Origin of the sequence: Rhodococcus sp. IEGM 1408 (assembly GCF_033142235.1) — a bacterium.
In the GTDB taxonomy this organism is placed as follows: Bacteria; Actinomycetota; Actinomycetes; order Mycobacteriales; family Mycobacteriaceae; genus Dietzia.
The window spans coordinates 76,469-90,253 of record NZ_JAWLRW010000008.1 but is presented as its reverse complement, the minus strand read 5'-3'; the positions used below and the strand labels follow the sequence as shown (position 1 = coordinate 90,253).

The 13,785-nt window shown below is 70.6% G+C and carries 11 protein-coding genes and 1 tRNA gene; 3 read left to right on the top strand and 9 right to left on the bottom strand.

Annotation, left to right across the window (positions count from 1 at the left end; all coding sequences use genetic code 11):
- Positions 1–9 precede the first annotated feature (9 nt).
- The 3 genes from R4P08_RS13600 to R4P08_RS13590 are packed head-to-tail and all read right to left on the bottom strand — an operon-like array spanning position 10 to position 3,573.
- Positions 10–1,248: a CaiB/BaiF CoA-transferase family protein gene (locus tag R4P08_RS13600; RefSeq protein WP_317814427.1), complete on the bottom strand. Its 1,239-nt coding sequence runs from the start codon at positions 1,246–1,248 to the stop codon at positions 10–12.
- 4 nt (positions 1,249–1,252) lie between these two features.
- Positions 1,253–2,398 carry an acyl-CoA dehydrogenase family protein gene (locus tag R4P08_RS13595; protein WP_317814426.1) on the bottom strand — a complete coding sequence of 382 codons (1,146 nt, stop codon included), beginning with the start codon at positions 2,396–2,398 and terminating at the stop codon, positions 1,253–1,255.
- Complete coding sequence (locus tag R4P08_RS13590) at positions 2,395–3,573, bottom strand: acyl-CoA dehydrogenase family protein (protein WP_317814425.1); 1,179 nt, start codon at positions 3,571–3,573, stop codon at positions 2,395–2,397. Before R4P08_RS13590 ends, R4P08_RS13595 begins: the two co-directional genes overlap by 4 nt.
- Before the next feature lie 169 nt (positions 3,574–3,742).
- Between R4P08_RS13590 and R4P08_RS13585 the strand changes: the two genes are divergently transcribed.
- Positions 3,743–4,522 (top strand): IclR family transcriptional regulator, encoded by a 780-nt coding sequence (locus R4P08_RS13585; protein WP_411741207.1) that lies wholly within the window; start codon positions 3,743–3,745, stop codon positions 4,520–4,522.
- 33 nt (positions 4,523–4,555) lie between these two features.
- Here R4P08_RS13585 and R4P08_RS13580 read toward each other — a convergent pair whose 3' ends face one another.
- Together R4P08_RS13580 and R4P08_RS13575 are read right to left on the bottom strand one after the other, a co-directional pair.
- The gene (locus tag R4P08_RS13580; RefSeq protein WP_317814424.1) at positions 4,556–5,359 is read right to left on the bottom strand and encodes a crotonase/enoyl-CoA hydratase family protein; all 804 of its coding nucleotides are present in this window, start codon (positions 5,357–5,359) and stop codon (positions 4,556–4,558) included.
- A gap of 139 nt (positions 5,360–5,498) precedes the next feature.
- A complete protein-coding gene (locus R4P08_RS13575; protein WP_317814423.1) occupies positions 5,499–6,323 on the bottom strand; it encodes an alpha/beta hydrolase in 825 nt (274 codons plus the stop codon).
- Positions 6,324–6,369: 46 nt separating this feature from the next.
- On the opposite strand from R4P08_RS13575, the gene R4P08_RS13570 reads away from it, so the two are divergent.
- Complete coding sequence (locus tag R4P08_RS13570; RefSeq protein WP_317814422.1) at positions 6,370–6,975, top strand: helix-turn-helix domain-containing protein; 606 nt, start codon at positions 6,370–6,372, stop codon at positions 6,973–6,975.
- A gap of 115 nt (positions 6,976–7,090) precedes the next feature.
- Here R4P08_RS13570 and R4P08_RS13565 read toward each other — a convergent pair.
- Together R4P08_RS13565 and R4P08_RS13560 are read right to left on the bottom strand one after the other, a co-directional pair.
- A tRNA-Thr gene (locus R4P08_RS13565) sits at positions 7,091–7,163 on the bottom strand.
- 95 nt (positions 7,164–7,258) lie between these two features.
- Complete coding sequence (locus R4P08_RS13560; protein ID WP_317814421.1) at positions 7,259–8,470, bottom strand: DNA polymerase III subunit delta'; 1,212 nt, start codon at positions 8,468–8,470, stop codon at positions 7,259–7,261.
- Positions 8,471–8,540: 70 nt separating this feature from the next.
- Between R4P08_RS13560 and R4P08_RS13555 the strand changes: the two genes are divergently transcribed.
- Positions 8,541–10,118: an adenylate/guanylate cyclase domain-containing protein gene (locus R4P08_RS13555; RefSeq protein WP_317814420.1), complete on the top strand. Its 1,578-nt coding sequence runs from the start codon at positions 8,541–8,543 to the stop codon at positions 10,116–10,118.
- A gap of 164 nt (positions 10,119–10,282) precedes the next feature.
- Here the strand turns inward: R4P08_RS13555 and topA are convergent, their stop codons facing one another.
- Together topA and R4P08_RS13545 are read right to left on the bottom strand one after the other, a co-directional pair.
- Complete coding sequence (gene topA / locus R4P08_RS13550; protein WP_317814537.1) at positions 10,283–13,216, bottom strand: type I DNA topoisomerase; 2,934 nt, start codon at positions 13,214–13,216, stop codon at positions 10,283–10,285.
- A 264-nt stretch (positions 13,217–13,480) separates the two neighbouring features.
- On the bottom strand, positions 13,481–13,612 hold the full coding sequence (locus R4P08_RS13545) for a hypothetical protein (protein ID WP_317814419.1): 132 nt from the start codon (positions 13,610–13,612) through the stop codon (positions 13,481–13,483).
- Positions 13,613–13,785: the final 173 nt, after the last annotated feature.

Here is a 13,785-nt window from a genome sequence, read left to right as displayed (position 1 = left end):
TTCTCGGTACTACTGACCTAGAGTACCGAGATCGGTGGTGCCGGTGGCGGGGTCACTCGCGCTCACGACGCCCGCCCGTCGCAGCTCGTCCGCCTCCGCCCCATCCACGCCGAACTCCGCCAACACGGAATCCGTGTCCGCTCCCCGCGGGCGGGGCCCGAAGCGCACGGATCCCGGGGTCTCGGAGAGCTTGATGGGGATCCCCACGCTGCGGTATCCGTCCCGCTCGACCACCATCTCGCGGTGGAGCACCTGCGGCATGGACAGCGCCTCGCCGACGTGGTTGACCGCACCGGACGGCACTCCCGCCGCGCGCAGCCGGTCCGCCAGGTCGTCGCGGCGGATGCCGCCGACCAGGCCGCCGAGGATCGCGCGCAGCTCCGCGGCGTGTCCGAGTCGGCTCGCGTTGGTGAGGAACCGGGGATCGTCGACGAGCGCGTGGGCGCCCAGCGCGACGGCCAGTGAGCGGAACTGCCGGTCGTTGCCCGCGCCGATGAAGAAGGGCCCGTCGGAGCAGGTGAAGGTCTCGTACGGGCAGATGGTCGGATGCGCGACGCCGGTCCGCTCCGGCGGCTCGCCCGTGGCGAACCACTTGGCTGCGTGGGGGTGCAGGATCGACACGGCGTTGTCGAGCAGTGCCAGGTCGACGAGCTGCCCACGCCCCGTCGTGGCCCGCACGTGCAGCGCCATGAGGATGCCGTTCATCGCGTTGAGGCTGGTGACGATGTCCACCAGCGGGATGCCGATGCGCATGGCCGCCCCGTCGGGCTCACCGTTGATGCTCATCAGGCCCGAGAGTCCCTGGAGGACTGCGTCGTAGCCGGGGGCCCCGCCGAGCGGACCGTCGACGCCGTACCCGGTGATGCGGCAGTGGATCAGGCGCGGGAACCGCTCGGCGAGCACCTCGTCGCCGAGGCCCCACTTCTCCAGGGTGCCGGCCTTGAAGTTCTCGATGACGACGTCGGCGTCCTCGAGCATCCTGCCGAGCAGGGACTGCCCCTCCTGGCTGCGCAGGTCGATGCTGATGTTCCGCTTGTTGCGGTTGAGGCCGTCGAAGTACGCGCTGTGGTCGTCGCCCACGAAGGGCGGCCCCCAACCCCGGGTCTCATCCCCGCCCGGCGGCTCGACCTTGATCACGTCGGCGCCGTGATCGGCCAACATCTGACCACACAGCGGCCCGGCCAGGACCCTGGACAGGTCCACGACCCGGATGTCGGTGAGGGCGCCGGTCCGGGGCGTGTCGGTCACCGCGTCAGACCCTGGTGACATGGTCGAGGGTCACGCGGTCGAGCCACGCCGCGGCGCCGCCCTCGACAGCTGCGCCCTCGACGACCATGGGCCACGCCCCGTCCATCCCGCCGGCGACCGCGACGTCGGTGAGCAGGCCCTCCCAGAAGGCCGCCGAGCCGAACTCGCCGCGCCACTGCAGGGCGGGCAGGGTGAGGCGGTGCAGAGTGTGCTCGTGCGTGGTGCCGATCGCGCCGTGCACCTGGTGGGTGTTGCGCACGGCGACGGCGACGGCCTGGGAGGCCACGCTGCGGGCGACGGCCACCCGGAACTCCGACAGCGGTCCGCCGAGGTCGGTCGCGAGGGCGTCGGCGACGGCCTGATCGACCGCGGCGCGGGCCAGGACGGTCTCGGCGGCGACGTCGACGACGAGGTTCTGCACCGACTGGAACTTGGCCAACGCCCGACCGAACTGATTGCGCTCGGTCGTGTGGGCGATCGCCGCGTCGAGCATCCCCTCGGCGGCGCCCACGGACTGGACGGCCCGGGCGAGCGCGCCCCGGAGCACGGCCGCCTCGACAGCGGTGGAGTCGACCGCGGTCCACGTGGCGTCCTCAGGCGGGGTGACGTCGCCCTGCGCCACCGCGGAGGTCCCGTCCACGGCCTCGACCGTCGCCCGGTCGGTCGGGACGTCCGCGACCTCGTACCCCGGGCGCTCGCCGCCCGCGGAGGGGGTGGTGGCGGCGGACCGGCGCACGAACAGCACGGAATCAGTGGCACCGGCCCAGGCCACGCGCCGGGCGCGGCCGTCGGCGCCGAGCACCGCGAGGGTGGCCGTCCCGGGCGTGGAGTCGTCCAGGCCGGCGGCGCGGCGGAGCGGCCCGACGACGAGGTCGGTCTCGGCAAACGGGACCGCGACGCCGGCTGCGGCGGCCAGACGCAGCAGGGTGGCGGCCTCGGCCCACCCCGCGCCACTGCCCCCGCCCTCCTCGGGAGCGGTGAGTCGGCCGATCCCCACCTCGGACAGGGCCCGCCACACCGCGCCCGGATCCGGTCGGGCGGTGGGTCCGGAGAACTGCGCCAGGACGCCCGTCATCATCGACTCGAGGTCCTCGTCCACGCCGAGGTCGACGGTCATGGCGCCCTCACTGTTGCCGGTGTTCGCGCTCATCGCATGCCCATTCCCCGCGCGATCACGCCGCGCAGTATCTCGTTGGTCCCGCCCCGGAGCGTGAAGCCGGGGCGCTGATGGAGTCCGGCACGGAGGAGATCCGTGAGTTCGGACGCGGCTGCGTTGCCCTCGCCGTCGTCGCCACCCGGCGAGAACTCGTCGCCGAGCCGGGTGGAGACCACGTCGACGATGTCGCCCTCGGTGGTGGTGCCGAGGAGCTTGACCAGCGCGGCGGCGTTGTCGGCGGGTTCGCCGCGTTGGAGCGCTCCGGCGATGTTCTGGCTCAGGGCGTGCAGCCCCGCCATCCGCGCGACCGAGCGGCCGAGGTCGGTGCGGGCGGGCAACCGACCCTCGGCGATCGCGCCGATCTCGGCGGCGAACAGACGGAAGGACGAGAGGAACCGCTCGGGGCCGCTGCGCTCGAAGGCGAGCTCGGAGTTGACCTGCTCCCAGCCGTGGCCGAGGGTGCCGAACACGCGGGAGTCGGGGACGAACACCTCGTCCAGCACGACCTCGTTGAAGTGGTGGTCGCCGGACAGCGAGTAGATCGGGCGGATGGTGACGCCCTCGCTGCGCAGGTCGACGATGAACTGGCTCAGCCCGGCATGACGGTGGGAGGTGTCCAGGGGCTCGGTGCGGGCCAACGCGATGAACGCCTCGGCGTGCTGCGCACCGGAGGTCCAGACCTTGGTCCCGGTGACGGCCCAGCCGCCGTCGACCCGGACGCCCTTCGTCCGCACACTGGCCAGATCGGACCCCGAGTCCGGCTCGCTCATCCCGATGCCGAAGCAACACTCCCCCGCCGCGATGCGCGGCAGGTACTCGCGCTTCTGCTCCTCGGTTCCGTACCGCAGGAGCGAGGGGGCGATCTGACGATCGGCGACCCACTGCGCGGCGACGGGCGCCCCGACGGCGAGGAGTTCCTCGGTGACGACGAAGCGCTCCAGGTGCGTGCGTCCTCGGCCGCCGTACTCGGTGGGGATCGCCATGCCGACCCAGCCCCGCTCGGCCAGACGACGGGTGAAGTCCTCGTCCCACCGGGTCAGCCAGGTGTCGATCCACGGCGTGAGCCGGCCGGCGGCGATCTCGCCGGAGAGGAAATCGCGGACCTCCGCCCGCAGGGCGTCCATGTCCGCCGACGCGAGGGTGGTCGGTGGAGCGAGTGCGGACCTCATCGGGCCTCCTCGAAGGGGTTGGTGTGACGTGAGTCTGATCGGTTCCCGGACAGTGATCCGGACCACGTGATCGAGAATCGCACGATTGCCAATTTTACGCAATAGCGGATCTGGATACGTTCTCTCGTATGTCCGTTAGTTGTCGCGCAGGGGCGGATAGTCTTACCCCATGACGCAAACAGATGCGGGAGACAGCGGGGCTGCGGTGACGCCCCGCATGGACAAGGTCCCCGAGCGTCCTCGGCACCGCATGGTCGACCGGGTCGCAGCGATCATGGAGCTGGTGGCCAGGTCGGGATCCGGGCTCACCCTCACGGCGGTGGCCAAGGCCCTCGACGCCCCGATCAGTTCCACCCAGGGACTGCTCAACGGCCTGGTCGCCGTCGGCTACCTCGACGAGCGCAACCGCATCTACACCCTGGGGACCGCGCCCTATCTGCTCAACGTGATCGCCGGCCGCCCGCCCGTGACGTCCGTGTCGCGGGAGCAGCTCACCGCTCTCCACGCCGAGACCGGCCTGACCACCGCGCTGTCGACCGACGTCGGTGACGACCTCTTCTACGTGGACCACGTCTCCGCCGACCCGCACTACGCCTACATCGCGGAGAACCGACTCCGGCGGTCGTTGCTGCGAACCTCCTCGGGCTGGCTACTCCTGGCCGACCGGGAGAAGCGCGATGTGTGGGCCTACCTGAATGCCCGGCCCGCCGCGGAGTCGGAGTTCGTGGACAGATTCCTGGCCTCCCTGGACGAGCTGCGCGACACCGGCGTGTGCACGGCCCCCGGCGTCGCCGTGGACGGCGGGGACGGCGTCTCGGTCGCACTGCGCGAGGGGGGCCGGACGATAGCGACCGTCGGCGTCATCGCCAGCCGGGAGCTCATCGTCGACCGCAGCGAGGAACTGTCCCAGATCTGCCTCAGACACGCGACCGCCTGGGGCCTGCGCTAGCGCGAGGCCCCAGGCGGGGACGGACCGACCGGGTCAGCGGCCGATGTACTCCCCTGCGCGCTTCTCCCCGAACGCCGCGAGCGCCTCGCGATGGTCGGCGGTGTGGTGCGCGAGCGCCTGCATCGCCGCCGAGAGCTCGAGCAGGGACTCCAGCGACTGGTGCTGGGACTCCCGGAGCAGCCGCTTGGCCATCCGGACCGAGTGCGGCGGATTCTTGGCCACCCGCGCGGCCAGGGCGTGCGCCGCCTCCAGCAGGTCCTCGGGCTCCACGACCTCGTTGACCAGCCCCCAGGCCGCGGCCTGCTCGGCCTTGACGCGGTCCCCGGTGAGTGCCATCTCGGCAGCGCGCGCCGGGCCGACCGCCTTGGTCAGCAGCCACGCGCCACCGTCACCCGGGATGATCCCGAGCTGGACAAAGCTCTCCGCGAACCACGCCTTGGTCGAGGCCACCCGCATGTCGCACATCACCGCCAGGTCGCAGCCCGCGCCGACCGCCGGCCCGTTGACGGCCGCGATCACCGGCACCTCGCAGTGGTACAGCGCTCGGGGGATCCGCTGGATCCCGCCCCGGTAGCCGTCCCGCAGTTCGTACGGACTCCCGCCGAACATCCCCGCCTTGTCGACCATGTCCTTGACATTGCCGCCGGCCGAGAACGCCGAACCCGCGCCGGTGAGGACTACGGCCCGGACGTCGTGGTCGGCGTTGACCGCGGCCACCTGGTCACACAGCGCGTCGACGATCGCCGGGTCGGAGATGGGGTTCCGTGAGTCCGGCAGATTGAGCGTCCACGTCTCGATGTGGTCGGATCTCTCGACGAGCAGAGGCGCAGAGGTCATGAAGGAGTCCTTTGGTCGAGGGGCGGCCAGCGCACGCTATCTAACTACGTAAACCGTTACCCGACTGTAGCGAGTGGTCGCCGTCACCGTCAATGGCTCACCGGCGCGAGGAGCCGCCGGGCCGGCACGCCCGCGCGATTCAGTGGCGCGCCGGCCCCTTCCAGAACTCGTCCAGGGTGCGAAGGAGCGCCTCGGGCTGCTCGAGGGCAGGTATCACCCGCGCGCCTCTCACCGTGGCCTCGCGCGCGTCGACCATCTCCGCGGCGACCGCGCGAGCCTGTTCCGGCGTCCATTCGCCGCGGTCATCCGTGGTGACGAACAGGACGGGGCATGTCACACCCAGTGCCGCCGCGCGCAGATCAGCTCGGTGGAGGATCGCGGTCTCGATGGCGCGGATCGTCGCCGTGCGCCCCGCCCGTTCGAGAGCGCCACGCAGGACCCGGACGGCTTCGGGGTCGTGCGCGCGGGTGCGGTCCGTGAAGATGGTCTCCTCGATGGCGGACCTCACCGGGCCGTGGGGTCCGATCAACCGGTAGAGCGGGACCAGCATCCGGATCCTGCGGCGGAGTGCGGGATCAATCGGATGAGTCGGTGCGCTGACGGCGACCAGACTGCCGATCAGGTCGGGCCTGCGGGCGGCCACCTCGATCCCGACGTGCCCGCCCCATGCGTTGCCCAGCCAGTCGACCCCGCCCTGCCCGGTCGACGCCCGCACCCGCTCCAGCACCTCGATCGCCGCCTCCGCGCAGGCCGAGATGTCCGCCGCAGCGCGCAACGGATCACTTCTCCCGCAGGACGGTGCGTCGATCAGGAAGAGACGATGGGCTCCCGCCAGCCCCGGCACGACCCTGTTCCAACTCCCCGAGTCGACGAACATGCTGTGCCACAGCACGAGCGGCGGCCCCTCGCCCACCACCTCGACATGAAGTCGGCCGAGCCGCGTGTCCACCAGTCCGGAATCCATGGTTGACATTACACAACGTAAACCCAAATCTGTCTAGACTCGACTCATGGCCAGGACCTACTCGTCGGAGCTCCGGACGGAGCGGGCGCGACACAACCGGGCGACAGTCGTGCGTGTCGCCCACGGGATGTTCGTCGACCAAGGGTGGGTGGCCACCACGATGGCCGGCGTCGCCACCGCCGCCGGCCTCACCCGGCAGACCGTCTATCAGCAGTTCGACGGCAAGCTCAGCCTGCTCGACGCGTGCATCGACCTCGCACTGTCGGATGGTGCGAATGTTCCCGTTCGTGAGTTGGCGGACTACATCAAGATGGGCGTCGGCTCGGTCGAGGACCGCCTGTCCGCCGGTGCCGGCTGGCTACGCGGGGCACACGAACGGTCGGCCGCCATCCAGCATGTCCTCGACGAGGCCGCCGTGGTGGACGGCCTGGCCGCGGGACGACTCACTGAGCGCGAGAGCACCCGCTGGGACGAGGTGCAGTGGGCGTCCGGGCTCATCCTCGGCTCCCCTCCCACCGGGGCAGTCGTCGACGCGCTGTGGATGCTCACCTCCCGGTCCGTGTGGCTGAGGCTGACGCGCGAGAGAGGGTGGACGCCGGAGCAGTGGGAGACCTGGTTCATCCGCCACGCTCGCGAGGAACTGCGCAGCTGAGGGATCCGGGCGAGGTCACCACGACGAGGTCACCACAGCTCACCACAGGCAGGTCACCACCACGAGGAACGCCCCCGATCCCGGTTTCCCGAGTTCAGGGGCGTTCATCCTGCTGAGCCGCGTGTCGGAATCGAACCGACGACCTTTTCATTACGAGTGAAATGCTCTACCGACTGAGCTAACGCGGCCAGCCCTTGTGGGGCGAGGCAACTATATATGACCGCCCCGCGTCGTCGACAAATGCCCGGCACCCCCGTCCGCCGCTCCCCTCAGCCGGGTCTTCTCAACCCAGCGCCTCGCGGATCGCCCCCACCATCGCCGACACCGCGAACCTGGGTTTGACGTTCACCTCGATCGCCGCGCGGCACTCCTGGATCGCCTCGATGGCGCGCAACACCGACGCCGGCGAGTAGTGACCTCCGAGGCGCGCCGACTCCTGCGCCTTGTCCGGGTGCACCGCGGGGATGTCCCCCACCCCGAGGCCGGCCATGAGCGCGTCCCGGTAGAAGCCGGCCAGGTCCACCAGTGCCAGATCGAGGGAATCCCGGGTGGAGCGGGTGCGCCGCGATTTCTGGGCCTTCTCGAGCTCCTTGACCGCGCCCGCCGCCCCGCGACCCGCCGCGACCGCACCCTTGCCGGTGCCGCCCACACCCATCGCGGTGCGCAGCTCCTCGACCTCACGCTCGTCGGTCCCGGTGTTACGGGCGACGGATTCCTGCTCCGCGGCGCTGACCAGCTGGGCCGCGAGCGGGAACGCCCGGCCGGGGTTGTGCATGACCATGGGCAGCTCCAGCACCACGTCGCGGCGAGCCCGGGTGGACTCGTCGGTGGCCAGCCACCGGGCACGGCCGATGTGCCCGGAGGACACCGTCGCCGCCCACCGGGCCCGCTCGGGGTCGATCCCCCCACCGGCCAGCAGCGCGCGCTCGACGGCGGCGGCATCCGGTTGGCGAAGCGCGACGTTCCGGGACCGGGACCGCAGGGTCACCATGATGTCCATCGGGTCCGTGGTGGGCGAGCACAACAGGAACACCGTGCGACTGGGCGGCTCCTCGACCACCTTGAGCAGCGCGTTGCCCGACTGCTCGGTGAGCCTGTCCGCCTCCTCCACCACCACGATCTGCCAGCGGCCGGTACTCGGGCGGCTGGCGGCGCGGTGGATGGTCTCCTTGACGTCCTTGAGCAGGATGTTGACCCCCTGCGGGGCCAGCAGATGGACGTCGGCGTGGGTTCCCGCCACCACGGTGTGGCAGGACTGGCATTCGCCGCATCCCGGAATCTCGGGGTGCTCACACTGCAACGCGGCGGCGAAGGACATGGCTGCGACGCTCCGCCCGCTGCCCGGCGGGCCGGTGAACAGCCACGCGTGGACCATCCGCGGGTCCGACTCCTGCCACCCCTGGCCGGGAACCCGGGCGCGCGCCGCCAGCGCCGCTGCGGTCAGCTCCGCAACGACCTCGTCCTGGCCGGCCAATCGATCGAACACCCCTGGCATTCCCCCACCCTATCCCCGCACACCGACACACCCGTTCCCGCGGCTGAGGGCTCGAACTACCCTTGGCCCCATGGAGCGTTGGATCAGGTTGTTCCGGTGGCTGTGGGCCACCCCCTGGCCCGTCTACGCCCTGACGATGGTGCAGGCCAACATCATCGGGGCCGTCTTCGTCTTCGCCTTCCTCCGGTTCGTCCTCCCGATGGACCGTTTCCTCGACCTCGACGAGTTCCGGTTCCTCAACCAGTACCTGTTCATCGGCTACCTGATCCTCGCGTTCATCGGCGGCGTCATCGCGTCGACCCTGCTCCTCCTGCCGGTCCTCCGCGTCGACCGCGCCGGTGTGGAGTTCAGCGGGCCCATTCGGAGCCGCACCCTGCGTCTGCCCCTCCACCAGGCGCTGATCTCCGGTGCGATGTGGCTCATCGGCACCCTGGTCTTCGTCACCGTCAACGCGGGCCATTCTCCCAAGCTCGCCCTGGTCGTGGGCGTGACCAGCATCCTCGGTGGAACCACCACCTGCCTGATCTCCTACCTCCAGGCCGAACGGATCATGCGGCCGATCACCGTCCGCGCCCTCTCCCAGGGCGTGCCCGACATCCGGCGGGTGCCGGGGGTGCGGCGGCGGATCTTCCTGGGCTGGGCGCTCACGACCGTCATCCCCATCGCCGGGATCCTGCTCATCCTCGCGGGCCACTGGTTCGGCCTGTTCGGCGATGACCCCGGCCATATCCTCGTGGCGCTCGGCGTCCTGGCCAGTGTCGCCGTGATCGCCGGGGCCATCGGGATGGGCCTGGTGTCCGACTCGATCGCCGATCCCATGCGGGAGATGCAGGAGGGGGTCAAGAGGGTCAAGCAGGGTGACTTCGACACCCGCGTGACCATCTACGACGGCTCGGAGATCGGCCGGCTGGGCCAGGGCTTCAACGAGATGGTGACCGGCCTCCAGGAGCGGGAGGCCATCCAGGACCTCTTCGGCCGCTATGTCGGCGAGGACGTGGCGCGTAACGCCCTCGAGCGCGGCACGGAACTGGGCGGGCAGGAGCGCCAGGTCGCAGTGCTGTTCGTCGACCTCACGGGCTCGACGGAGTTCGCCGCGGCGAACGAGCCGGCCGAGGTGGTCGCGGTGCTCAACGAGTTCTTCCGACTCGCCGTGGAGGCCGTCGACGCTAACGGCGGCTACATCAACAAGTTCCAGGGCGACGCGCTACTGGCCGTGTTCGGCGCCCCGATCGAGGTGGACAACGAGGCCGGGCGGGCACTGCGGGCCGCGCGCGCACTCCAGAGCCGCGTCACCGACCTCGCCCCACTCTCCGCCGGAATCGGGGTCTCCTACGGCACCGTGATCGCCGGCCACATCGGCCACGCCAAGCGCTTCGAGTACACCGTGATCGGCGACCCCGTCAACGAGGCCGCCCGCCTGACCACGCTGGCCAAGTCCGAGCAGGGGCACGTCCTGGCCTCGGCCGCCGCGATCCGTCACGCCGACGCGCCGGAGGCCGCGCGATGGGTACTGGGCCGCAGCGTGGCACTCCGCGGTCGCGGCATCATGACGCAGCTGGCGCGGCCGCTCCGGCCCACTCTGGCGGACCGGTGGCAGGCCGGCATCACCCTGCAGCCCACCGTCGGGGACTCCGCGGCCGGCGAGTGACGTAGCCGGAGGTAAACCCCAGCTTGGCGGACATCCACCCGGCGTAGGCGGACATAATTCGTGTCCCGGAGCCGCCGGAGCGCAAATTCTGTCCGCCAACCGGGCGGGGATGTCCGCCAACCGGCGAGGCCCCGCACCGCCGGCGGCCCGGCGGACCGCACAGGTCAGCCCCTCGCGGCAGCCTTCTTGGCCGGCGACTTCTTGGCCGGTGCCCGCTTCGCGGGGGCCTTCTTGGGCGGGGCCTTGGCCCGCCGCTCCGAGAGCAACTCCGAGGCGCGGGCGTCGGTGAGTGTCTCGACCGTGTCGCCCTTGCGCAGGGACGCGTTGGATTCGCCGTCGGTCACGTAGGGACCGAAGCGCCCGTCCTTGACCAGCATCACCTTGCCCGAGACCTCGTCGACCCCCATCTCGCGCAGCGCCTTGGGGGCGGCGGCCTGCCGGCCCCGGAGCTTGGGCTCGGAGTAGATCTTGAGTGCCTGCTCGAGGGTCACGGTGAACACCGCGTCCTCGGACTCCAGGGTCCGCGAATCGGTGCCCTTCTTCAGGTACGGCCCGTAGCGGCCGAGCTGCGCGGTGATCTCCTCGCCGCTGGTGGGGTCGACGCCCAGCACGCGGGGCAGCGAGAGCAACTTGAGTGCGTCCTCGAGCGTCACCGTGGCCGGCTCCATGGACTGCATGAGCGACCCGGTCCGGGGCTTGGGACCGGTGGGGTTGTCGGCCTCCTTCTTGGCGCCACGGGTGACGGCGGACTTGGCCTTGGTCGCGGCCTTCTTGGCCTCGGCCCTGGCCTCGTCGTCCTTGGCGGCCGCGATGGCGGCATCCCGCTCGGCGTCGATCCGCTTCTTCTCGATGGCCGCGTCGGCCAGCACCTTCTTGGCCCACTCGACCTTCTCGGCGTCCGTGGGCTCGGGCAGCTTCTCGGTGACGTAGGGGCCGAAGCGGCCGTCCTTGACCACGATCTCGTGCCCGGTCGCCGGGTCCACGCCCAGCGGTCGACCGTCCTGGGGGGTGGAGAAGAGCTTCTCGGCCACCTCGAGCGTGAGCTCGTCGGGGCTCATCCCCTCGGGCAGGTTGGCGCGCTGCGACTCCTGCTCGCCGCCCTCACCCACCACCATGCGCTCGAGGTACGGGCCGTAGCGGCCCACCCGCACGTGCACGGGCCGCCCCTCGGCGTCGTCGAAGACACGGATGGAGTTGATGCTGCGCGCATCGATGGCCTCGAGGTTCACGTCGACGAGGTTCTTGAGTCCCACCGCGTGGGCCGCGTTCCCGGCGGACGCGGCGCCCTCGGCGTCGCCGAAGTAGAAGCGACGCAGCCAGTCGTCCCGGTTCTCCCGCCCCTCGGCGATGTCGTCGAGCTCGTCCTCCATCAGCGAGGTGAAGTCGTAGTCGACCAGCCGACTGAAGTTCTGCTCGAGCAGACCGATCACGGCGAACGCCACCCAGCTGGGCACGAGCGCGTTGCCGCGGGAGTAGACGTAGCCCCGGTCCTGGATGGTGCGGATGATGCTGGCGTAGGTGGAGGGCCGGCCGATGCCCATCTCCTCCATGGCCTTGACCAGGCTGGCCTCGTTGTAGCGGGCCGGCGGGCTGGTGGTGTGCCCGTCGGCCGACAGCTCGGAGCCGGTGAGCTGCTGCCCCTCGGCGAGCTGGGGCAGGCGCCGCTCGGCGTCGTCCGCCATGGGCTTGTCCGACGACTCGGTGGACTCCTCGGCCGCCTCGACGTACGCCTTGAGGAAACCGGGGAACGTGATGGTGCGGCCGGAGGCGGCAAACGTCGCCCGGTCGTACCCGGAGGCGTTCTCCCCCGCATCGCCGGTGATCCGGATGCTCACCGAGGTGCCCCTGGCATCGGCCATCTGGGAGGCGACGGTGCGCTGCCAGATCAGCTCGTAGAGGCGGTACTCCTCGGCGTCCAGCACGCTGTGCAGCTGTCCCGGGGTGGCAAAGGACTCGCCGGCGGGACGGATTGCCTCGTGGGCCTCCTGCGAGTTCTTGACCTTGCGGGTGTACTGGCGCGGCGTGGGCGAGACGTACTCGCTGCCGTAGAGCTCGGTCGCCTGCGCCCGGGCGGCCGCCATGCCGCCCTCGGACAGGGTCGTGGAGTCGGTACGCATGTAGGTGATGTAGCCGTTCTCGTACAACCGCTGCGCGATGCGCATGGTGCGCTCGGAGGTGTAGCGGAGCTTGCGCCCGCCCTCCTGCTGCAGCGTCGAGGTCATGAACGGCGCGTACGGACGTCGGGTGTACGGCTTGGACTCCACCGAGTCGACGACGAAGTCGGCGCCCGTGAGGGCGTCGGCGAGTGCGCGGGCCGCGGGCTCGCGGAGAATCACCGAGTCCTTGGCCGCTCCGGACGTCTTGAGCTGGCCGTCCTGCCCGAAGTCGCGCCCCTGGGCCACCCGGGTCCCGTCGACCGCGGCGAGGCGGGCGGTGAAGCTGCGCGGCTCTCCCGCGTCTCCACCGGTGGCCTGCTGCGTCGCCAGGGTCGCGGTGATGTCCCAGTAGTCGGCCGCGACGAACGCCATGCGCTCGCGCTCGCGCTCCACGATCACGCGGGTCGCCACGGACTGCACACGCCCGGCGGAGAGCCGCGGCATGACCTTCTTCCACAGCACCGGCGAGACCTCGTAACCGTAGAGGCGGTCGAGGATGCGACGGGTCTCCTGGGCGTCGACCAGGTCGGTGTCGAGCTCGCGGGTGTTCTCCGCGGCGGCGAGGATGGCGGGCTTGGTGATCTCGTGGAAGACCATCCGCTTGACCGGGACCTTGGGCTTGAGCACCTCGAGCAGGTGCCAGGCGATCGCCTCGCCCTCGCGGTCGGGGTCAGTGGCCAGTAGCAGCTGGTCCACGCCGGCCAGCTCCTTCTTGAGCTCGGCGACCTTCTTCTTCTTGTCGGCGCTGACCACGTAGATCGGCTCGAAGTTGGCCTCCGGGTTCACGCCGAGCCGGGCCCACGGCTCCTTCTTGTACTTGGCCGGGATGTCGGCCGCGCCCTTGGGCAGGTCACGGATGTGACCGACCGAGGCCTCGACCACGTAGTCGGACCCCAGGTAAGGCTGGATCTTGCGAGCCTTGGTGGCGGACTCGACGATCACCAGGCTCCGCTTGCCGCCCGATGCTGTCTGCTTGCTCGCCACTGAACTGCTCCCAACCTGCGCTGATCCGACGGTGGCTCGACGCCACCAGACTCCGGTCCCCGGATACGGTACGCGTCCCGGGTCCACCTACGAAGATTCATACCAGGCGGTCGCCCCCTGGCGAGTCCTGCCAACCGCCGGGGGCTGGTGCCGGGGCTGCCCACCCGGACCGCGTGTGTGGCTCGGCGGTCCCGGGAGCGCGCGTGCGGGCCGGCGGTCCCGTCACACCGGCCTATACCTATATATCTGCGTGCGATCCGCGGCGGCGCGGATCGTCGTCGTCGTCCAGGTCGCCGTCCTGGTCGTCGACCTGGTCGCCCTGTCGTCGCCGTCCAGGTCGCCGTCCTTCTCCACCACCCCCACCCTCACAAGGGTGACGGAACAACGGCAGCGGATTGGCAGGGATAGACAGATCGGTCTATGGTGAGGAAGAACTGCCACGGCCCCGAACTGGAACGTGTTACATTTTCCGCGAGTCGGGCGTGGCCGCGGGCGACGCCGGAATCGGCGTACCGTCGGTGGCCGTA